At 54.4% G+C, this 21716-nt stretch carries 20 protein-coding genes; 9 read left to right on the top strand and 11 right to left on the bottom strand.

The genetic code is table 11. The features are described 5' to 3' along the window. Window positions 1-58: 58 nt before the first annotated feature. Both HHI26_RS08005 and HHI26_RS08000 read left to right on the top strand, forming a co-directional pair. Entirely contained in the window at window positions 59-664 is a 606-nt protein-coding gene (locus HHI26_RS08005) for a TetR/AcrR family transcriptional regulator (RefSeq protein ID WP_133843836.1), read from the top strand. Between the two features lie 474 nt (window positions 665-1138). Continuing rightward, on the top strand, window positions 1139-2041 hold the full coding sequence (locus HHI26_RS08000) for a LysR substrate-binding domain-containing protein (RefSeq protein WP_133843834.1): 903 nt from the start codon (window positions 1139-1141) through the stop codon (window positions 2039-2041). 47 nt (window positions 2042-2088) lie between these two features. Here HHI26_RS08000 and HHI26_RS07995 read toward each other — a convergent pair whose 3' ends face one another. Next, entirely contained in the window at window positions 2089-2397 is a 309-nt protein-coding gene (locus HHI26_RS07995) for an antibiotic biosynthesis monooxygenase (protein WP_133843832.1), read from the bottom strand. Between the two features lie 34 nt (window positions 2398-2431). Further along, on the bottom strand, window positions 2432-3013 hold the full coding sequence (locus HHI26_RS07990) for an NAD(P)H-dependent oxidoreductase (RefSeq protein ID WP_133843830.1): 582 nt from the start codon (window positions 3011-3013) through the stop codon (window positions 2432-2434). Window positions 3014-3148: 135 nt separating this feature from the next. On the opposite strand from HHI26_RS07990, the gene HHI26_RS07985 reads away from it, so the two are divergent. Continuing rightward, window positions 3149-3913, top strand: a complete 765-nt coding sequence (locus tag HHI26_RS07985; protein WP_133844236.1) for a transporter substrate-binding domain-containing protein — start codon at window positions 3149-3151, stop codon at window positions 3911-3913. A gap of 93 nt (window positions 3914-4006) precedes the next feature. Here HHI26_RS07985 and HHI26_RS07980 read toward each other — a convergent pair whose 3' ends face one another. The 6 genes from HHI26_RS07980 to HHI26_RS07955 all read right to left on the bottom strand — a co-directional run bounded on the left by HHI26_RS07980 (window position 4007) and on the right by HHI26_RS07955 (window position 9342). After that, window positions 4007-4870: a ketose-bisphosphate aldolase gene (locus HHI26_RS07980; RefSeq protein ID WP_133843828.1), complete on the bottom strand. Its 864-nt coding sequence runs from the start codon at window positions 4868-4870 to the stop codon at window positions 4007-4009. Window positions 4871-4966: 96 nt separating this feature from the next. After that, window positions 4967-5818: a class II fructose-bisphosphate aldolase gene (locus HHI26_RS07975; protein WP_171148878.1), complete on the bottom strand. Its 852-nt coding sequence runs from the start codon at window positions 5816-5818 to the stop codon at window positions 4967-4969. Between the two features lie 9 nt (window positions 5819-5827). After that, window positions 5828-6919 (bottom strand): PTS fructose transporter subunit IIC, encoded by a 1092-nt coding sequence (locus HHI26_RS07970; RefSeq protein ID WP_133843823.1) that lies wholly within the window; start codon window positions 6917-6919, stop codon window positions 5828-5830. Window positions 6920-6941: 22 nt separating this feature from the next. Further along, a complete protein-coding gene (locus HHI26_RS07965) occupies window positions 6942-7256 on the bottom strand; it encodes a fructose PTS transporter subunit IIB (protein ID WP_133843821.1) in 315 nt (104 codons plus the stop codon). Window positions 7257-7276: 20 nt separating this feature from the next. Beyond that, the gene (locus HHI26_RS07960) at window positions 7277-7747 is read right to left on the bottom strand and encodes a fructose PTS transporter subunit IIA (protein ID WP_133843819.1); all 471 of its coding nucleotides are present in this window, start codon (window positions 7745-7747) and stop codon (window positions 7277-7279) included. 11 nt (window positions 7748-7758) lie between these two features. Then, window positions 7759-9342: a PRD domain-containing protein gene (locus HHI26_RS07955; protein ID WP_133843817.1), complete on the bottom strand. Its 1584-nt coding sequence runs from the start codon at window positions 9340-9342 to the stop codon at window positions 7759-7761. A 482-nt stretch (window positions 9343-9824) separates the two neighbouring features. On the opposite strand from HHI26_RS07955, the gene parC reads away from it, so the two are divergent. From parC to ftsP, 3 genes are all read left to right on the top strand, one after another. Continuing rightward, entirely contained in the window at window positions 9825-12101 is a 2277-nt protein-coding gene (parC, locus tag HHI26_RS07950) for a DNA topoisomerase IV subunit A (RefSeq protein ID WP_171148877.1), read from the top strand. Between the two features lie 124 nt (window positions 12102-12225). Continuing rightward, window positions 12226-12966, top strand: a complete 741-nt coding sequence (locus HHI26_RS07945) for a 1-acylglycerol-3-phosphate O-acyltransferase (RefSeq protein WP_133843813.1) — start codon at window positions 12226-12228, stop codon at window positions 12964-12966. A gap of 136 nt (window positions 12967-13102) precedes the next feature. Then, on the top strand, window positions 13103-14545 hold the full coding sequence (ftsP, locus tag HHI26_RS07940; protein WP_133843811.1) for a cell division protein FtsP: 1443 nt from the start codon (window positions 13103-13105) through the stop codon (window positions 14543-14545). Window positions 14546-14611: 66 nt separating this feature from the next. Here ftsP and dkgA read toward each other — a convergent pair whose 3' ends face one another. Then, the gene (gene dkgA / locus HHI26_RS07935) at window positions 14612-15436 is read right to left on the bottom strand and encodes a 2,5-didehydrogluconate reductase DkgA (protein ID WP_133843809.1); all 825 of its coding nucleotides are present in this window, start codon (window positions 15434-15436) and stop codon (window positions 14612-14614) included. Between the two features lie 86 nt (window positions 15437-15522). Next, on the bottom strand, window positions 15523-16680 hold the full coding sequence (yqhD, locus tag HHI26_RS07930; RefSeq protein ID WP_167863422.1) for an alcohol dehydrogenase: 1158 nt from the start codon (window positions 16678-16680) through the stop codon (window positions 15523-15525). 180 nt (window positions 16681-16860) lie between these two features. On the opposite strand from yqhD, the gene HHI26_RS07925 reads away from it, so the two are divergent. The 3 genes from HHI26_RS07925 to HHI26_RS07915 all read left to right on the top strand — a co-directional run bounded on the left by HHI26_RS07925 (window position 16861) and on the right by HHI26_RS07915 (window position 20829). Continuing rightward, window positions 16861-17754: an AraC family transcriptional regulator gene (locus HHI26_RS07925; protein ID WP_167863423.1), complete on the top strand. Its 894-nt coding sequence runs from the start codon at window positions 16861-16863 to the stop codon at window positions 17752-17754. A 215-nt stretch (window positions 17755-17969) separates the two neighbouring features. Beyond that, window positions 17970-19352, top strand: a complete 1383-nt coding sequence (locus HHI26_RS07920; protein WP_133844234.1) for a diaminobutyrate--2-oxoglutarate transaminase — start codon at window positions 17970-17972, stop codon at window positions 19350-19352. A gap of 13 nt (window positions 19353-19365) precedes the next feature. Beyond that, the gene (locus HHI26_RS07915) at window positions 19366-20829 is read left to right on the top strand and encodes an aspartate aminotransferase family protein (protein WP_171148876.1); all 1464 of its coding nucleotides are present in this window, start codon (window positions 19366-19368) and stop codon (window positions 20827-20829) included. A gap of 58 nt (window positions 20830-20887) precedes the next feature. Here HHI26_RS07915 and HHI26_RS07910 read toward each other — a convergent pair whose 3' ends face one another. Then, window positions 20888-21544, bottom strand: coding sequence for a DedA family protein (locus HHI26_RS07910; RefSeq protein WP_133843801.1), 657 nt, complete (start codon window positions 21542-21544; stop codon window positions 20888-20890). Between the last annotated feature and the right edge of the window lie 172 nt (window positions 21545-21716).

The following is a 21716-nucleotide window of genomic DNA, read 5'->3' as shown; positions in this document are numbered from 1 at the left end:
AGCGATATTTAGCTGCCCCATATAGACGACTGGTCTAGTTTTTTGGTAACGTTAACCTATGACGACTTCAACTCAACATCATAGCAACGACATCCGCGACCATATCCTCGCCACAGGCCAACGTATCATGGCAGGCAAGGGTTTTTCGGCTGTCGGATTAAACGAAATACTCACTGATGCGGGTGTGCCCAAAGGTTCGTTTTATCACTACTTCAGCTCGAAAGAAGCATTTGGGGTAGCGATGCTGGCTCGTTATTTTGATGATTATCTGGCAGAAATTGATAGCACCCTGAGCCAGCCTGGTCTCAATATGGCGCAGCGGCTGATGAACTACTGGCGGCAATGGCGTGAATCACAATCGTTTTCGCATTGTCAGGGTAAGTGCCTTGCCGTGAAACTCGGGGCTGAAGTGGCCGATCTTTCTGACACTATGCGCGTGACACTTGAGTCAGGAACTTCAGGAATCATATCGCGCCTGGCGGAAGCGTTAGAGGCCGGTGTCGCTGAGGGTTCTCTGACTATCGATGATCATCCCACCAACGTGGCGGAAAACCTTTATCAGCTTTGGTTGGGTGCCAGCGTGATGGTCAAAATTGTGCGCAATACAGGCCCGTTTGATTCAGCCATGCGCCTGACGCAGAAAATTATTCGCATCGCTCCTTAACGAGGATTAACGGATGCGGCCTTGTGACAGAGGGTTATGTTGAGCATTCACAGCCTGTTGGCGCACCATTTTGATAGCTAAAACTGCTTTTAAGAAAGAAAGAGTAAGGGGAATGTTGATTGAGGGTGTACTATACGCGTCCAAACAACACAGGAAATATTTATGGCTTATAATCAAAAACAACCTAAATCCAACGGCTTCCTCATCTCCATCGCATGTCCTAAATGCAGTAAAAATTCCGACCACAGTGCTCCAAGAGTTCATAAGAACAAAAATCTTCTTTGCCCATTCTGCAGTGTTCTTTTTACCCCTTCTGAAAGTAAAATCTAATCATCTGCTTTGCTGACGCTTGATCGGATTGTTTCCGTATTCACGCCCGGTAATGCCGTAAACGCATAAAAATGTCAACCTGCGCCAGGACTCGTGATGATTCTGTTAGTATTGTGAGTGTCATCTTTCCAGCAGGTTGAACTATTGAAAATCACCCTTGAAGAGCTTCGTGCGTGGGTTGTTGTGGTCGATACCGGTTCGATCACTGCCGCCGCAGAGCAGCTTAACCAGACCACGTCCGGTATCAGCCGCGCCCTCAGTCGGCTGGAAAGCAAGCTGCAAACCACGTTGCTGCACCGCACCACTCGCCGTATCGCACTGACTGAAGAAGGGCAAATCTTTCTTGAGCACGCGCGGCAGATCATTCGTTCAGTCGAAACCGCCGAAGAGCAGATCGCTCAGCGGCGTGAGATCCCGTCTGGCCGGCTGCGCGTCAATGCTGCCACGCCGTTTATGCTGCATGTGATTGTGCCGCTGATGCCGGAGTTTTCACGCCGTTATCCGCTGATCCAGCTGGAGCTGAATACTGATGAAGTGGTGATCGATCTGCTGGAACAGCAGACGGATATCGCGATCCGTATTGGCGAGCTGCGCGATTCCACGATGCATGCTCGCGCGCTGGGGTGCAGCAGGCTGCGGCTGATGGCCAGCCCGGGCTATCTGGAGGAGCATGGTGTACCGCAAAGCGTGGCCGATATGGTCGAGAACCATCGGTTACTGGGCTTCTGCAATCTTGACCAGCACAATATCTGGCCGGTATGGCGGGTGGAGGGGGAGCTTTTACAGATTAAACCAACGGTGATGGCATCAAGTGGGGAAACGCTGCGCCAGCTGGCGGTGAACGGCATGGGTATTACCCGCGTGTCGGATTTTCTCAGCCGTGAGGATCTGGCTTCCGGTCGGCTGGTGCCGGTTCTGGAGGCTGAAACGCGTGAGATGCACCACCCGATTCATGCTGTGTACTACCGTAACAGCACGCTGTCGGCGCGGATCAGCTGTTTCCTGGATTTTCTCAGTGAGCAGTTTGCCAGCAAGACGTTGTTATAAGGCAAAAAGCAGGGGCTGACCTTCTGTTCCGATCAGCCCGCGTGTCTTTACAGTGCCGGTTCCAGCACAAAGATCTTCACATCCACCACATCGTTTTTAATCGCGGTACGGTGTGCTTCCATATGGGCAGCCTGCTGATGCTGCTCAAGATGGCGCAGTGAGTCCCAGTGCTCCACCATAAAGATCGAGTCCGGTGAGTACTGCTTCCACGGTACCTGGGCTTTATGGTCAATCAGCGCCTGATAACTGCCGCAGCCTTCCTCATCCAGAACGACAGGCGTCAGCGTTTCTATCGCTTGTAAAACGGCAGTACGTCGGCCTGGCTTGATACAAATTTCAGCGATCACGGTCAGCATACTGTTTCCTTTTACTCGAGGTGTGTACCTTTAGTTAAGCAAAGATCGCGTTCAGATGAGTCCGATAGCGTGCAATATCGCCGTCAATATCCGGCTGTTTGATCACATCGTTGCAGATAAAGGTCGGTAAACCGTCCATACCCAGGAACTGGTTTGCTTTGTGGAAGTGCAGATACACGCCATCAACGCCCACGCCTTCAAAGAACTGTTCCGGATCGGTGAACGCCTGTAACGGGGCGTTCCAGGTCAGCGACAGCATATAGGTTTTACCCTGTAACAGGCCGCCAGAGCCATATTTTTTGGCTGCATCAGAGCGGGTACGGCCATCGCTGGCGTACAGTTTGCCGTGGCCTTCGGTAAATACTTCATCGATATATTTTTTTAGCGTCCACGGCTCGCCCATCCACCAGCCTGGCATCTGGTAAATAATGGTATCGGCAGCGAGGTATTTTTCGATTTCTTCAGCGACTACGTAACCGTCGTCGAGTACGGTAACATCGACCTGATGACCCGCGTCACGCAGGAAGCTGGCGGCCACGTTAGTCAGCGTGTGGTTCAGTTCGCCTTTTGAATGAGCGAAGGCTTTCCCGGCATCAATAATCAGAATCTGGCTCATAAATTTTTCTCAGCTGTGTGCAATTTCGGAGAGTGTATCTGACGACAGGGGTGAGAAAAATGGGGTATGGATCACAATACTATTGCGTTTTAAGCAACAATACGCGGCACTGATAATAACAATGAGAGAACTATGATGATGAAAATCGGGGCTGTGGCCCTTCTGTTGGTAGCGGGAAGCGCCAGCGCGCAATCGCATCTTGACCGTGCCATGCAGAGTAAAACGCTGGTGGTGTGTACCACGGGAGACTACAAGCCTTATACCTATCTGCGTGCGGATGGCGGCTATGAAGGCATTGATATTTCGCTGGTGCAGTCGTTGGCAAAAAGCCTGGGCGCCGAGGTGAAGTGGGTCCCCACCACCTGGAAAACCCTGACACCTGACTTTATCGGCAAGCAGTGTGACATCGCTCTGGGCGGTGTTTCAGTGACACTGAAGCGTCAGCAGACGGCGTGGTTTGCGGAACCGCTGGATACCGACGGGAAAATCCCGCTGGTGCGCTGCGCGGATAAGAAGAAATACCACACCGTTGAACAGATGAATAAACCGTCGGTGCGTCTGATTGAACCGGCGGGCGGCACCAATGAAGCCTTTGTGCATGCTTATCTGCCCGAGGCCAACCTGACGTTGTTTCACGATAACGTGACGATTTTCCAGCAGCTGGTGGATAAGAAAGCGGACGTGATGATCACCGATGCGTCGGAAGCCCAGTATCAGCAGAAGCGCTATCCGTCGCTGTGTGCGATTAACCCGGACAAGCCGTTACAGTACGGTGAGAAGGCGTGGATGCTGCCACGTGATGATATCAGCTGGAAGATGTACGTTGACCAGTGGCTGCACTTGAGTAAAGCCACTGGGGAATACCAGCAGGTTGTGAAGCAGTGGTTGGCGGGGAAATAACGCATCAGGGGCGGGCATGCCCGACCCCTACACCGTCCGTAGGGGCCAGGCATGCCTGGCCCTTAAAACAGCGGCCCAGACCAAAGACCCACCCTAACGATATAAATCCGCTTTGCCCGTCGAACCAAACAGCGACATCTTATAAGCAATCACCTCTTTTGCCGCCTTGATCGGCTCAGGGTAGATCACATTCGGATCCCACCAGGTTTCGCGGCTCAGAATCTCACGGGCTTTGGCAAAGTAGGCATACTTCATATCACTGGAGATATTGATCTTACCGACACCCAGTGTCACCGACTCCGCGATCTCCGCATCCGGGTTGGCCGATCCGCCGTGCAGCACCAGTGGAATCGACACGCGCTGTGAGATCTCGCGCAGGATATGCATTTGCAGCTCCGGCTTCATATCTTTTGGATAAATACCGTGCGCGGTGCCGATGGCGACCGCCAGCGTATCCACGCCGGTGCGGGCAACAAAGTCCTCTGCCTGATCAGGATCGGTATAAATCACCTTACTGACCCCGCCCTCCACTGACGTGCCGGTATCCCCAATGGTGCCCAGCTCACCTTCCACAGAGATCCCCACCGCATGGGCCAGCTTCACCACTTCCTGCGTCAGCGCCACGTTCTCTTCATACGGCAGCAGCGATCCATCAATCATCACTGAGGTAAACCCGCACTGAATGGCGCGCTGGACGTGCTCAACCGATGCGCCGTGATCAAGGTGGATAACAAAAGGAATGCGGCTGCGCAGGGTGCGTTCACGCACATAGCCGAAGAACTCATCGGTCACGAACTCCAGTTCGCTGGGGTGGATGGAGATAATCGCCGGGCTGTTGCTGGCCTCTGCCTGCTCGACGACGGCGCGGATAAAGCAGCTGTCGGCAACGTTAAAGGCACCAATGGCGAAGCGATTTTCACGGGTTGGTTTTAACAGTTCGTGCATTGACATCAACATGGTTGTACTCCCTCAGAGTCAGATTTTAGGCAAAACTTTCCTGCATCAGTGACGGGTCACTGACGGAACGCAGGGTGAACGGAATCGGATCGGGCGTTACGCTTTACCCACGGCGCCAGACCAGTTGAGATACTCAGTAACGACTTCGCGACAGGCGGATTCCATCACCGCCATCAGATCGGGCAGCTCCGCCTTAGGGTGCTGTTTTAAGGCTTGTTGCAGTGCGCTTTTTCCGGCTTCAAACACCGCCGCACCAACGTTAATCTTTGCCACACCATGCTGGCTGACGCGGCGAATATCTTCCGCTTTGGTGCCGCTGCCGCCATGCAGGGCCAGCGGTAACGGTGAAGCGCGATGCAGCTCCTCCAGCCGGGTGAAATCAATCGCGGGTGTCACACCCGGCGGATAGATGCCGTGTGCCGTACCGACGGATACCGCCAGCAGGTCAATATCGGTCTGTGCGATAAACGGCATCACATCGGCCACCTGGGTCATCTTCACGCTGGCATCCTGCAGGTCATAGACCGGCGCATCAGCAATATGGCCCAGCTCGCCCTCCACGCAAACCCCTGCAGTGTGGGCCATCTGTACCACCTGCTGAGTCTGGCGGATGTTCTCCTCCAGCGGAAAAGCGGAGGCGTCAATCATCAGCCCGGTAAACCCGGCGCGGAAGCACTGACCAATCAGCGTAAAGTCACGGCCGTGGTCAAGACTGAGGGCCACCGGCACGCTGGCCTGCTCTGCCAGCGCCCTGACCAGCGGCAGCGCGACTGCTGGTGGGAAGTGTTCGCAGTGCCCCTGATAGATATTCAGGATAATCGGGGCGCGCTGTGCGCTGGCGGCGCTGATGGCCGCACGGGCGCTCTCCAGATTGAAGCAGTTAATGGCTAAGACCGCGTACTGTCGCTGAAAGGCATCGGCAATCACGGCTTTCATTGAGGCGTACATAACAACTCCTTATTCCAGGGTGAATTTAATGTCTTCGTCGCGCATGCTGCCATCGTCGACATCGTTAAACTCTTCATCCGCTTCGGTCACGCGTTTCTTAATGACTGACAGCATCACGCCGCAGATCACCGTGCCGATCCCCAGGGCCAGGCAGAACATCACGGGTTTGGTAAACAGCGGCACCACAAACATCCCGCCGTGCGGTACAGGCGCCTCTACGCCCCAGACCATAATCAGCCCGCCTGCGATGGCGGAGGCCACCACACAGCTGCCAACCACACGGAACAGGTCACGGGCGGCAATGGGGATCACCCCTTCGGTGATCATGCAGATGCCCATCGGGAAGGCGGCTTTCAGGGCCTCTTTTTCTGCGCGGGTGTATTTATTGCGCGTCAGCAGGAAGGAGAGGGTGATACCAAACGGCGGGATCATTGAGCCGACAAACTTCACCGCTTCCGGGCCATAGATGCCATCAACCAGCATGCCGTCAGCAAACAGGGACATGGTTTTATTCACCGGCCCGCCGAAGTCAAAGGTGGCCATGGCACCGAGGATCGCTCCCATCAGGAACTTCGATCCGCCCTGCATCGACTCCAGCAGATGGATCAGCGCTTTCTGCAACCAGATGATCGGCTGGCCGATGAACGTCATCATCAGCAACCCGGCGATCACGGTACTGAGCACCGGCAGGATCATCACCGGCATCAGCCCCTGCATAGACGTGGGCAGCCTGATGCTGCGTTTCAGCAGCAGCACGGTGTAGCCCACCAGGAAGCCGCCGAGAATGCCGCCGATAAACCCGGTGCCGATCTGGCCGCAGATAAAACCCACGATCAGACCGGGTGCAAAGCCGGGGCGATCGGCAATTGACCAGGCGATCGCCGCAGAAATCAGCGGCACGATCAGCCCCATTCCCCAGCCGCCGATCTGATTCAGCATCCAGGCCACGCTGCCGGTCTGTTTACCGACGTCCGGGCCGCCGATCACCTGGCCTAGCGCAATGCAGATCCCGGCGGCGACGATCAACGGGATCATCCATGAGATACCGGTCAGCAGATGCCCCTTAATCTCTTGCCCCAGTTTGTTTGATTGAGTGTTCATCGTGATTTCCCCGTGAGAGTGCTCAGGCACGTGCTAACGAATCGGCCACTTTTTCCAGGAACTTCACCGGGGATTTGATCACGACATCGGTTTTCACCCGCACCACCGGTTTACCTTTAAAACGCTCCTCGCCGTTGATTTTGATATCGACGGCCAGGATCACTACGTCAGCCGCGGCAATGTCTGCCGCATTCAGGGCATTCTCGGTGCCGATGGTGCCCTGGGTTTCCACCAGGATGTCGAAGTTGAGCGCTTTCGCGCCCTTAATCAGTTTTTCGCGCGCGATGTAGGTATGCGCGATGCCTGCCGTGCAGGCGGCCACACAAACAATTTTCATGGTAAGCCTCGTCTTCAGTGTTAACAGAGGTCTGTTTCCGCGTACTGGCTGAACAGTTGGATAATGCTGTCTGCATCCTGCTCTTGTAACAGTTGGGCAATCACATCATCATCCGCCAGGGCACAGGCCACCTGAGACAACAGACGAATATGTGTGGTGTTTTGATCTTCCATACGGACCGCAAATAAAATAATGCAGCGCACTTCACTGCCATCGAGCGTTTCCCACGGAATATCGGCGCGGGTCCGGCCAATCGCCAGCGTGGTCTGTTTTACTGCCAGCGACTTGCCGTGTGGAATAGCAATATGATTCTCGAATCCGGTCGAGCCTTCGGCTTCACGTAACCAGACGTCGTGAATAAAGTCCTCTTTCGAGGTCAGGGCACCGTCCTCATACAGCAAATCGGTCAGTTCGCGTATCGCTTCATCTTTCGTGCTGGCGTTCATGTTTAATTTGACGCGCCGGGCGCTGAGAATTTTATTGATATCCATTTGCAGACCTCTTAAGAGCAAGTTGAAAAGGCGTGTTCGGGTGCCTTGATACGATCGGATGCCTGCATCAATTTGCTGGCGATGACCTTCTCGGTGACGCGTTTAATATCGTCGTCGTTAAAAAAGGCCGACACGTAGACCACCGGAAGCGGCTGGTCGGCCAGATGAATCGTGGAGATCACCAGTTCAATATCCTGCTGCTGGCAACACTGGTTCATGGTGCTGGCCGAGACGACGCCAGCGATGACCCAGTCAGGGAAGGCGCGCAGAATGCGGCTCTTCAGCAGGTGCGACGTGCCCACACCGCTTGAACAGACAATCAGGATGCGTTTGTGAGCAATCTGGCGCTCCAGTGCCGCCTGAAAATGCACGGTCAGATAACCCACTTCATCATCGGCAATCTCCGGTAATTTAAAGCGCTGGCACAGTTGCGACACTGCATGTCCGGTCAACTGATAAATATCGGCCAGCTCTTTTTTTATATCTTCCAGTAACGGATTGCGGATGCGTATTTGATATTTAAGTCGGTTAAGTAACGGCTTAATATGCACCAGCAACCCTTCATGCAGCAGACGGTCGCTGCTCAGGTCAATATTAATCACGGCAGAAAAGGTGGCGATTAAATCCAGCGTTAAATGGCGCGACTCACTATTGGATAACTGACAATACAACGGAGGGTTATCCTCATTTTCCTCGACCACAATGCCAGAGGAAATGATATATTGATAAACAAACCAGACTTCATCACAAGGTAGTTGATTATTAATTCTGATTTCAACCTGATTAATCATTTCCTGTGCGATAGCGAAAATAATTTCGTCCGGTTTTTGGCTGATGTTTTCTTCGCTCAGAATAAGCGGGTTACCCAGCGCCATGCGGTGCATCATAATTAAAATATGGGTGAAAAGATTAATATAATAAGGTTCACCCAGGGGATAGGTTAACTGGCGTTCCATCTGCTCCAGGATTTGCTGAACAAACAGCACATCCTCTTCACCAAAATAGTGCGTCAGGGCTTTATAACTGCCGGGGTCCAGACGTGAATGATTGACCGTCCCCGGGTCCTGGAAATTCATCACATCATTAATCAGTGAGGCCATCGCCTGGCGAATATGATTTTCGCTGCCTTCAATATGCGTACCGCTCTGACTGCGGACCAGTGCCAGGCCGAGTGGGGCAATCCAGCTTTCAATGATCTTCAGGTCATTGACGATAGAGGCGCTACTGATGAAGTAGCGTTCAGACAGCTTGCTGATGGAGGTTTCCCGCGGGGTATCGCTCAGAAGTTGAGACGCAATTTTTACCCGGCGTGAATTATTGGCCAGCGCCTCAGCGCCGCCTTCTTCTGGTGTTATCAGTTGCTCCAGCAGCATTAAACGCTGGCTGTCATCGGCAATCAGCATAATACCAATGCCAACCTTTTTATCTGTAGTGATATTCCACTCGGTTAACAGTGTTTCGATAAACTGGATATCGCGATGTACCGTTTTTTCTGACACGGCCAGCAGGCTGGCCATATTTTTAACCGGAACATACTCCTGATGTTGCAGAAGATACTTCAGCAATTTGTGTTGTCGAGAGGTTAGTAGTTGCATCAGATCACCCTTGAATACCCTTGATATTTGACATGCCAGCGGTGTTTGCTGTCGTGCTGTTACGTCAATGACTTTGGGTATTATGTTTTAATTATTCACCCTTTCGGGTCGGATTTATCTTGTGCTGACTGAGTGAGATTAAATCTAGTTGCTGTCGGGGATGTGGGCAATACTAAAGCGTGTCCCTGTGCGGGACAAAATTAAAACAGCAGAATGCGGGATTATTATTTGGGAGAGGGATCACATTAATGAATGGGTGAATAAGTGTGATCTTGTTCTCATATTATTAGTTTTATTTCTCCGGGCTGGGGAATATTCATTTCTCCCTTAGTGCAGGACAATTTGTTGCTGTCACTCGTGCTGAACCATTGATCCCTGTGACAGACCCTTATCAGATAAGGTACTATCCTCGCCAAACTTACCGCTGTGTGGTGCGGAGTTGGCAGGCCCTTAACGCGCCGCGATGTGAGGAAAAGAGAATAATGACTGATCTGACGCAGGATGGTGCAGAGCGCCTTGCCCTGCATACCTTTACTGAGAATGCGTACCTTAACTACTCCATGTACGTCATCATGGATCGTGCGCTTCCTTATATTGGCGATGGCCTCAAGCCCGTTCAGCGCCGCATTGTGTATGCGATGTCAGAACTGGGATTGAGCAACAACGCTAAGTTCAAAAAATCTGCTCGTACCGTCGGTGATGTGCTGGGTAAATACCATCCGCACGGTGACAGCGCCTGCTATGAAGCGATGGTGTTGATGGCGCAGCCGTTCTCCTACCGTTACCCGCTGGTTGATGGCCAGGGGAACTGGGGGGCACCGGACGATCCCAAATCTTTCGCCGCGATGCGTTACACCGAGTCACGTTTGTCAAAGTATGCCGAAGTGCTGCTGGGCGAGCTCGGGCAGGGCACCGTTGACTACGTACCCAACTTTGACGGCACCATGCAGGAACCGTCGATGCTGCCGGCGCGCCTGCCGAACATTTTGCTCAATGGCACCACCGGGATTGCCGTGGGCATGGCAACCGACATTCCACCGCATAACCTGCGTGAAGTCGCCAAAGCTGCCATTACACTGATCGACAGCCCGAAAACCACGCTGGATGACCTGCTCGATATCGTTCAGGGGCCGGATTATCCGACGGAAGCGGAGATCATTACCCCGCGCAACGAAATACGTAAAATCTACCAGAGCGGTCGTGGCTCGGTGCGTATGCGTGCGGTATGGAAGAAAGAAGACGGTGACGTGGTGATTACGGCGCTGCCGCATCAGGTATCCGGCGCGCGCGTGCTTGAGCAGATTGCTGCGCAGATGCGTAACAAAAAGCTGCCGATGGTCGAAGATCTGCGCGATGAATCGAACCACGAAAACCCGACGCGTCTGGTGATTGTGCCGCGTTCCAACCGTGTGGATATGGAACAGGTGATGAACCACCTGTTTGCGACCACCGATCTTGAACGCAGCTACCGCATTAACCTGAACATGATCGGCCTGGATAACCGTCCGGCGGTGAAAAACCTGCTGGAAATTCTCAATGAATGGCTGGTGTTCCGTCGTGATACGGTGCGCCGCCGTCTGAACTTCCGTCTGGAAAAAGTGCAGAAACGTCTGCATATCCTTGCTGGTTTGCTGGTGGCGTTCCTCAATATCGACGACGTCATCCATATCATTCGTACGGAAGATGAACCGAAGCCGGTATTAATGTCGCGTTTCGACATCACTGAAATCCAGGCTGAATCCATCCTCGAGCTGAAACTCCGCCATCTCGCCAAACTGGAAGAGATGAAAATTCGCGGGGAGCGGGATGAGCTGGAAAAAGAGCAGGCCTATCTGCAAGGGCTTCTGGCCTCTGAACGCAAAATGAATACCCTGCTGAAGAAAGAGTTGCAGGCAGACAGCGATGCGTATGGCGATGATCGTCGTTCACCGCTGCGTGAGCGCGAAGAAGCAAAAGCCATCAGCGAAAGTGAGCTGGTGCCGTCCGAACCCGTGACGATCGTCCTGTCACAAAGCGGCTGGGTGCGCAGCGCCAAAGGCCATGATATTGACCCAACGGGCCTCAGCTACAAAGCGGGTGACAGCTTCCGTGCTGCCGCTCGTGGCAAGAGTAACCAGCCGGTGGCCTTTATCGACTCCACCGGGCGCAGCTATGCGCTCGATCCGATCACACTGCCATCGGCGCGTGGTCAGGGTGAGCCGCTGACGGGTAAACTGACACCGCCACCGGGCGCCGTTATTGAACAGGTGCTGATGGAGGAGGACGATCAGAAACTGCTGATGGCGTCCGATGCGGGCTATGGTTTCGTCTGTACCTTTAGCGACCTGGTGTCACGTAACCGTGCCGGTAAAGCGCTGCTGACCCTGCCGTCAAATGCCAAAGTGATGACGCCAATGGCGATCCACAGCAATGACGATCTGCTGCTGGCCATTACTGCTGCCGGACGTATGTTGATGTTCCCGGTGGGTGACCTGCCGCAGCTGTCGAAAGGGAAGGGGAATAAAATTGTCTCCATCCCGTCGGCTCAGGCAGCCTCCGGTGAGGATAAACTGGCCTGGTTGCTGTTGCTGACACCACAAAGTGATATTACGCTGCATGTGGGTAAACGTAAGCTGACGCTGAAAGCGGCCGATCTGCAAAAGTTCCGTGCCGAGCGTGGGCGTCGTGGCACGCTGTTGCCGCGTGGCTTGCAGCGCATTGATCGGGTCGACGTTGACGGCCCGGTGCGTGCAGCCCCAACGGATGACAGCGAGGAGTAATTCGCTCGTCTGGCCCGATCGTCATTGACGGGCCAGCTCGGCGATTATTTCCCAAAAAATATAATAAGCATGAGTGCGCATGGACCTGTCCGGTGTGTGACCTGTAAGTAAAAACGAGGTAGTGATGCTTTCTCTTCTACGTATCATCATCGTGGTGATGTATTCGATCCTGTTGTGTGTGTTTGGCTGTATCTACTGTTGTCTGTTCAGGCCGCGCGATCCGCGCCATGTTGCTACCTTTGGTCATCTGTTTGGTCGTCTGGCACCGATATTCGGTCTGAAGGTGGAGCTGCGCAAGCCAGAGGGCGCTGAAAACTACCCGAACGCGATTTATATCTGTAACCATCAGAACAATTACGACATGATCACGGCGGCCAGCATGGTGCAGCCAACAACGGTCACTGTCGGTAAGCGCAGCCTGCTGTGGGTGCCTTTCTTTGGTCTGCTCTACTGGCTGACAGGTAACCTGCTGATTGACCGTGATAACCGCGCCAAAGCACACGGTACTATTGGTGAACTGGTGGATCAGTTTAAACGTAAAAGGATCTCCTTCCTGATGTTCCCGGAAGGGACACGCAGCCGCGGTCGTGGCCTGCTGCCATTCAAGACGGGTGCCTTCCATGCGGCGGTTGCGGCTGGTGTGCCCATTATTCCGATCGTGGTGTCGAATATTCACGGAAAAATCGAACTGAACCGGTTGAAGAACGGGCTGGCGATTGTTGAAATGCTGCCGCCGGTTGATACCCAGGCCTTTGCCGAGCAGTCCGTGCGCAAGCTGGCGACACACTGTCGTGAACTGATGTCGGCGAAGCTGGATGAGTTAAATGCCGAAGTCGCTGCACGCGAAGCGTCAGGTAAGCTATAAATTAACGGAGTGGCCGGTGATCCGGCCACGCTGTCCTCTCTTTACGACAGCACATCACGCGGAAACACAGCCCGCGCATAATGATAAAAAATGGAATAGCGTCGCTGCGGCGGCCGTTTTGACTTACGGAGTGGGTATGTCCTTCAGTCGTCGTCAGTTTATTCAAGCCTCAGGCATTGCCCTCTGTGCTTCTACTCTTCCCTTACGTGCCCGTGCTGCGGGTGCCGGGCAGGGCAATCCGTTACCGGTCCCGCCACTGATCGAGTCACGTCGCGGGCAGCCGCTGTTCCTGACGTTGCAACGCAGCCATTGGGCCTTTAACGGCAGCAATAAAGTGCCGGTATGGGGAATGAATGGTCTCTATCTTGGCCCAACGGTACGCGTCTGGAACGGGGATGACGTTAAGCTGATCTACAGCAACCGTCTGAATGAACCGGTGTCGATGACGGTGAGCGGCCTGCAGGTGCCGGGTGTGCTGATGGGCGGCGCGGCGCGTATGATGTCGCCGGGTGTTGACTGGGCGCCGGTGGTGCCGATCCGTCAGGCGGCCTCCACCTGCTGGTATCATGCCAACACGCCTAATCGCATGGCTCCGCACGTCTACAACGGCCTGGCCGGGATGTGGCTGGTCGAGGATGAAGTGAGTAAGTCCTTACCTATCCCCAATCACTACGGCGTGGACGATTTTCCACTGATTATTCAGGACAAGCGGCTGGATAATTTTGGTGCACCGGAGTATGACCCACCGGGTAATGGCGGGTTTATTGGCGATACGCTGTTGGTGAATGGCGTACAGAATCCGTTTCTCGAAGTCTCCCGAGGCTGGGTGCGTTTGCGTCTGCTGAATGCTTCTAACGCTCGCCGCTATCAGCTGCGCATGAGTGACAGCCGCCCGTTTAATGTGATTGCCAGCGATCAGGGCTTCCTGCCCGCACCCGTAGCGGTTGAACAGCTGTCGCTGGCGCCTGGCGAACGACGTGAAATCCTTGTTGATATGTCCCAGGGCGATGAAGTCTCGATTACCGCCGGGGAAGCCGCCGGGATTGTCGACCGTCTGCGCGGTTTCTTTGAACCCTCTTCGATTCTGACCTCAACGCTGATCCTGACCCTGCGCCCGACCGGGCTGCTGCCGTTAGTGACGGATAACTTACCGATGCGTCTGCTGGCCGATCAGATGATCGAGGGTGCTGTCAGCCGCACGCGCGAGTTCCGTTTGGGGGATTCAATGCCCGGCATTAACGGCGCGCTGTGGGATATGACGCGCATTGACGTGCAGGCACAGCAGGGCAGTTTTGAGCGCTGGGTTATTCATGCTGATATGCCGCAGTCGTTCCATATTCAGGGCGTGATGTTCCTGATCAAGAGCGTGAATGGCGCACAGCCGATGGCAGAAGATCGCGGCTGGAAAGATACACTGTGGGTGGATGGCGACGTCGAGCTGTTTGTCTCCTTTACTCAGGCATCATCAGAGCATTTCCCGTTTACCTATTACAGCCAGACGCTGGAGATGGCGGATCGTGGCACGGCGGGGCAGCTGGCGGTGAATCCCGCCGTTCAGGTCGGGCAAGGTAGTTTTTAACGTTTCGCGCTTTTGTAGGGGCGAGGCATGCCTCGCCCGTGACAGATAATACGAAATGACGGAATACTAATTCAATTCATCCGGGTCCGGCCCCAGTCGATTACCCTGATCCAGCGCGGCAATCTCACTGATCTCCGTTTTTTGCAGGCGGAAATCGAACACCTTGAAATTCTCCTCAATACGCGACGGCGTGACCGATTTCGGGATCACCACCAGCCCACTGTCCAGATGCCAGCGGATGACAATCTGCGCCGGGGTTTTGTCGTACTTTTTCGCCAGCTGTTTAATCACATCCTGATCGAATACGCCTTTACCGCCCTGTGCCAGCGGGCTCCAGGATTCGGTCTGAATCTGATGCAGCGCATTCCACGCATGCAGGGTGCGCTGTTGCAGCATCGGGTGCAGTTCAACCTGGTTAATCACCGGGCTGACCCCTGTCTCATCCAGCAGGCGCTTCAGGTGTGGCTCGTTGAAATTACACACGCCAATACTTTTGGTCAGCCCCTGCTTTTGCAGCTCAATCATCGCCTGCCAGGCCGCAACAAAGTTGTTCTTCCCCGGGCAAGGCCAGTGCATCAGATAGAGATCGACGCTCTCCAGCTGCAATTTTTTCAGGCTGGTTTCCAGCGCCTGTGGGGCGTTGAGCTGATCGTCATTCCACAGTTTGGTGGTCACGAAGATATCATCGCGGGCGACATCGGTTTCCTGTAATGCCTGGCCAATGCCTTCCTCATTTTTATAAATTGCAGCGGTATCAATGGAACGATAACCCACGGATAACGCCTTAACGGCGGCGGCCCGAGCCTCATCAATGCTGGCCTGCCAGACACCCAGTCCGAGCTGCGGCATCATATTGCCATCGTGCAGTTTAATGATTGGTTGATCTGCCATGTTATCTCCTTATCAGCGAGTGAACCGGTGCGCGGGCACCGGTTGATGGCTCTAAGTCTAGTTGATACACAGACAACGGGAGGGGATTAACGGGCATCCAGATAAATCTGACGGCTGACGTCCAGCGTGATGTCCTGGCGTTCACCCAGCGCGGTCAGGCCTTTTTCTTCCAGTTTCTTGAGCAGTTGCGGAATGGAAGAACCGTCGAGCTGGTAGTCGCTAAAGCGCGTCGGTACACCCATCTGCTCGAAGAAGCTGCGGGTGGCGGCAATCGCGCCATCGATACGTTGATCATCACTGCCATCGTGCAGGCCCCAGATGCGGGCGGCGAACTGCAACAGTTTCTCACGCTTGGTATCACGCTTAATGTTCATCAACGAAGGCAGCACAATGGCCAGTGTCTGTGCATGATCCAGCCCGTGCAGCGCGGTCAGTTCGTGGCCGAGCATATGGGTCGCCCAGTCCTGCGGCACCCCGGCACCAATCAGGCCATTCAGGGCCATGGTGGCGCTCCACATCACATTGGCGCGCACCGCGTAATTTTCCGGCTCGGCCAGGGCTTTCGGGCCTTCTTCCATCAGCGTCAGCAGCAGGCCTTCGGCAAAACGATCCTGCACCCGGGCATCGACCGGATAAGTCAGGTACTGCTCGATGGTATGCACAAAGGCATCGACCACGCCGTTGGCAATCTGGCGCGGTGGCAGGCTGTAGGTATACACCGGGTCGAGTACGGCGAAGCGCGGGAACACATGATTATTGCGAAATGCCTGTTTGTCGTGGGTGGAACGGCGGGTGATCACTGCGCTGCGGTTCGATTCCGATCCGGTTGCAGGCAGTGTGAGCACCGAGCCAATCGGCAGCGCTTTATGGATCTCCGCGCCGCCGGTTTGCAGGATGTGCCACGGATCTTGCGGGTAGAAAGCAGCAGCGGCGATAAATTTAGTGCCGTCCAGCACCGAACCGCCGCCCACCGCCAGCAGGAAGGTGATGTTTTCACGTTTAACCACGTCAACGGCCTGCATCAGCGTTTCGAAGCTGGGGTTCGGTTCAATACCGCCAAATTCCTGTACGTCAAAGCCTTCAAGCGCACTGTACACCTGGTCCATCACGCCATTTTTCTTCACGCTGCCGCCGCCGAAGGTGATCAGCACTTTGCTGTTAGCAGGAATTTCAGCGGCTAAATGGGCGATCTGCCCCTGACCAAACAGAATACGGGTGGGAGTATGCAGTAAAAAATTATTCATCGATGACAGTCCTGGTGAGTGGGGCATTGTCTGAAGAGTCGCTTCAATTGTCACCACAAGGTGCTGTTGGCTCAATGCACATTCCTGCCTGTTTCTTGCCTGATTCTCCAAAAGGCTGGAGAAATGGCAATGTGCGGGCGATGATAGCGCCGGGTTTCTTTCGGTAAATGGGGAGCAATAATGGATCGACAGGCAATCTGCGCCCGACTGGCGCAACAGGTCATCGGCCTGGTGACGGGCGATAAAGAACGACTGGCTCCGGTGCCGGGCATCACGCTAATGTACGCCGATCGCTACTGGGCACGTCAGCCGGTGATGTACCAGCCCGCCATTGTGATCCTGTTTCAGGGGCAGAAAACGGGTTACCTCGGTAACAGCGAGTTCCAGTATGACGCCACCAAATATCTGATGCTGACCGTCCCGCTGCCGTTTGAATGCGAAACCTTTGCGACGCCGGAGCTGCCGCTGGCGGGATTGTCACTGCGCGTAGATGCGCTGAAGCTACAGGATCTGCTGATTGATATCGGTGAAGACGATGGCTTCCATCCGGAACCGCAAACGCGCGGAATCCACTCCGCGCTGCTGACGGAAGAGATGCTGTGTGCCACCGAGCGCCTGCTGGATGTGATGAGCCACCCGCGCGATGCCCGCGTGTTGGGGCCGCAGATAGTGCGGGAAATTCTCTATCACGTCCTGCAAGGGCCGTGCGGCGGCGCGCTGCTGGCGCTGGTCAGTCGGCAGACGCAGTTCAGCCAGATTGCCCGTGCCTTACGGCGTATTGAGCACCATTTTACCGACAGCCTGAGCGTGGACCTGTTGGCCGCCGAAGCCAATATGAGTGTGTCTGCGTTTCATCATAACTTCAAAGCGGTCACCAGCACCTCGCCGTTGCAGTATCTGAAAAGCTATCGCCTGCACCAGGCGCGCATGATGATGTTGCAGGAAGGTATGAAGGCCAGCGTGGCCGCCATTAAGGTGGGATATGAGAGTCCGTCGCAGTTTTCACGCGAATTTAAGCGCTATTTTGGCGTTACGCCAGGGGAAGAAATGATGCGGATGCGCCAGGCGGGATAGCCGTCAGATCCGGCAGGGGGCACTATATCAAAGGTTTACGGGCCAAAAAACAACAACACATTGATAAATAGTAAGAAAATCTAAATAAAATAAATTATTGAGAAGAGAGTTAAAAAGCCATATATTGGCCGCGTTTTATGCAGGGTACCCATTCACTTTAATTCAATTAATTCAACTGCGGCGTGACTGACACCCCCGGTTGTAGGAGAGATATGATGACGGATAAAGTCCGTATTGATGCTTTAGATGCCAAATCTTTTGATGGAAACAATGAGACCTATTTGGCCAGACAGGCCGAGTTTGAATCTAATGTAAGGAGCTATCCGCGCAAATTGCCGTTTGCAATTGCGAAAGCTCAGGGTGTTTGGATTACAGATGTTGAGAATAATCAATATCTTGACTGCCTTGCCGGCGCGGGAACGCTGGCCCTTGGACATAACCATCCGGACGTTTTACAGAGCATCCAGAATGTCATTACCAGCGGCTTGCCGTTACATACTCTAGACCTGACCACGCCGTTGAAAGATCAGTTCTCAGAATACCTGCTGTCATTACTGCCAGAGCAAGGTAAAGAGTACTGCCTGCAGTTCACCGGTCCTTCCGGTGCGGATGCGGTAGAAGCTGCGCTGAAGCTGGCGAAAAAAGTCACCGGCCGTGCCGGTGTGATCAGCTTCTCCGGTGGCTATCACGGTATGACCCACGGCGCACTGTCTGTGACGGGTAACCTGTCACCGAAAGAAGCCGTCGATGGTATGATGCCAGAAGTGCAGTTTATGCCTTACCCACATCTGTACCGTTGCCCGCTGGGCATTGGCGGTGATGCTGGCGTAAAAGCATTAACTTACTACTTCGAAAACCTGATCAACGACGTTGAGAGCGGTGTGCGCAAACCTGCAGCCGTGATCCTGGAAGCGGTGCAGGGCGAAGGCGGGGTGAACCCGGCGCCGGTTGAGTGGCTGCAACGCATCCGTAAAGTGACCGAAGAGCACGGCATTCTGCTGATCATTGATGAAGTTCAGGCTGGCTTTGCCCGTACTGGTAAATTCTTCGCCTTTGAACACGCGGGCATTCAGCCGGACATCATCGTGATGTCTAAAGCGGTCGGCGGCGGTCTGCCACTGGCGGTGTTGGGCATTAAGAAGAAATTCGATGCCTGGTCTCCTGGCCACCACACCGGCACCTTCCGTGGCAACCAGCTGGCGATGGCAACCGGCCTGACCACGCTGAAGATCCTGAAAAACAACAATGTTGCCGATAAAGTGGCGCAGCAGGGCGAGTGGCTGAAAGGCAAACTGGCTGAGCTGCAAACACGTTATCCGGCCATCGGCCATATTCGTGGCCTGGGCCTGATGATCGGTATCGAATTCGTGAAGCCGCAGGAAGCGCCAGATCATATGGGTTGCTACCCGGCTGATGGCGATCTGTCTGCGCTGATCCAGAAAAAATGCTTCGAAAACGGTCTGATCCTGGAACGTGGTGGGCGTAACGGTTGTGTGCTGCGTCTGCTGCCATCCCTGTTGATCACCCAGGAAGAGCTGGGTATTTTCCTGGATAAATTTGAACACGCCCTGCTGTCTGCTGGCGTTAAACAGTCTTAACTGGAGTAAGTTGATGTCCCGGTTAAACCCGATTCTGGCCGACTCGGTGCAAAGCACCGATGCGTACCAGCAAGCGATCAAACAGACCAGTGAAGCCGTCGTGCAGTGGCTGCAGCAGCCTGAGATGTATCAGGGTAAAAGTGTTGCTGAGCTGCGTGAACGTATCCAACTGGACTTTACTTCTCAGGGTCTGGGCAACCAGGCCGCCATTGAGCGTGCGGTTGAGTTCTTCTTAAAAGACAGCCTGTCGGTGCATCACCCACAGTGCGTCGCTCACCTTCATTGCCCAAGCCTGGTGGTGAGCCAGGCGGCTGAAGTCCTGATCAACGCCACCAACCAGAGCATGGACTCCTGGGATCAAAGCCCGTCAGCCACCATCATTGAGATGAAGCTGATTGAATGGCTGCGTACTCAGGTAGGCTATCAGGCGGGGGATGCGGGCGTCTTCACCAGTGGCGGCACCCAGAGCAATCTGATGGGCCTGATGCTGGCACGTGATGCTTTCTTTGCCGCCAGGGGCCACTCTGTTCAGCAGGATGGCCTGCCAGGCGACCTGAGCAAGATCAAAGTGCTGTGTTCTGAGAACGCCCACTTCTCCGTGCAGAAAAATATGGCGCTGATGGGGCTGGGTTACCGCTCCGTGACGCTGGTGAAAACCGACCGCTTTGCGCGGATGGACATCAACGACTTAGCTGAGAAAGTCGCGCAGGCGCAGGCTAATGGCGAACAGATTCTGGCGATTGTGGCGACAGCAGGCACTACCGATGCGGGCGCTATCGACCCGCTGCGGGCGATTGCTGAACTGGCGGCACAGCATAAAATCTGGGTGCACGTGGATGCGGCATGGGGCGGCGCGCTGTTGCTGTCTGAGAAATACCGCGACTACCTGGACGGCATTGAGTTGGTGGATTCCATTACCCTGGACTTCCACAAGCAGTTCTTCCAGACCATCAGCTGCGGGGCGTTCCTGTTGAAAGAAGCCCGTCACTATGAGCTGATGCGTTACCAGGCGGCTTACCTGAACTCAGAGTTCGACGAAGCGCAGGGCGTGCCGAATCTGGTGTCCAAATCCTTGCAGACCACGCGCCGTTTTGATGCGTTAAAACTGTGGATGGGGCTGGAAGCATTAGGTCAGCAGCAGTACGCTGAAATCATCGATCACGGTGTGACGCTGGCACAAGACGTGGCGCAGTATGTCACTGAGCAGCCATCACTGGAGCTGGTGATGCAGCCACAGCTGGCGAGCGTATTGTTCCGCTATCGTCCGGCGTCGCTGGCGACTGCCGATGACGCGGCGATTGCACTGATCAACCAGAAAATTGGTGATGCCTTGCTGGATTCGGGCCGTGCCAACGTGGGTGTGACGGAATCGGACGGGGTAACCTGCCTGAAGATGACGTTACTGAACCCAACGGTCACCTTGCAGGATATTAAAACCCTGCTGGCGCTGGTTGAAAAGACGGCAGAACAGCTGTAAAACGCACTATGACGGGGAAGAGCAACCGCTGTTGCCCCGTTGATCAAAAAGCCCGGTCTTACCGGGCTTTTTTGCCTTTCACGACCAGCGCAATACTGCCGACTAAACCAATCGAGAGCATCACCAGCGGCAGAACCATCAGGCAGGCCATCACCTGATCTTCATGGCGTTTAATAAACGGCACCTGACTGATACTGTAGCCAAAGCCCACCAGAATCGTGACCCATAGCAGGCCACTCAGCCAGTTGAATAGCTGAAAACGGCCGTTTTTCAGGCCCGAAATCCCCGCCAGCGTTGGCAGAATTGTGCGCACGAAGGCCAGAAAACGCCCTACCAGTAACGCCATCAGACCGTGACGATTAAACAGATGCCATGCGCGTTGATGATACTGTGCGGGCAGATGCAGTAACCAGCCTTTGACCAGCCGGGTATTCCCCAGCCACCGTCCCTGAATATAGCCCAGCCAGCAGCCCAGACTGGCGGCCGTGGTCAGAATCAGCAGCGTCGGAATAAATGTCATCACGCCTTTGGCGATCATGGCACCTGCCAGCAGCAGCAGGCTGTCACCCGGCAAAAATGCGGCGGGCAACAGGCCATTTTCTAAGAACAACGTCAGGAACATAATCCCGTAAACGATCCAAATTACATCCGGATTGGCCAGCGCGGCAAAATCCTGATGCCAGAGCGCCTGAACAATCTCGTGTAGTACACTCATTCTTTATCCCGTGACCGCTTCGCCTTCATACCTGGCGCCTTGCTGTAGCGCCAGCTCGTTGGCTATAGAAAACACCCATTATTCTGGCTATCGAAACTTCGTTGCTTAGTGTAACTGTAAATGAGTGCCAACACCTTGATCAAAGGCGCGAACCCGAGACGCCATTGATCAA

It is taken from the genome of Erwinia sp. JH02 (assembly GCF_013074405.1).
GTDB classification, from domain to species: domain Bacteria; phylum Pseudomonadota; class Gammaproteobacteria; order Enterobacterales; family Enterobacteriaceae; genus Erwinia; species Erwinia rhapontici.
This window is presented reverse-complemented; position numbering and strand designations above follow the sequence as displayed.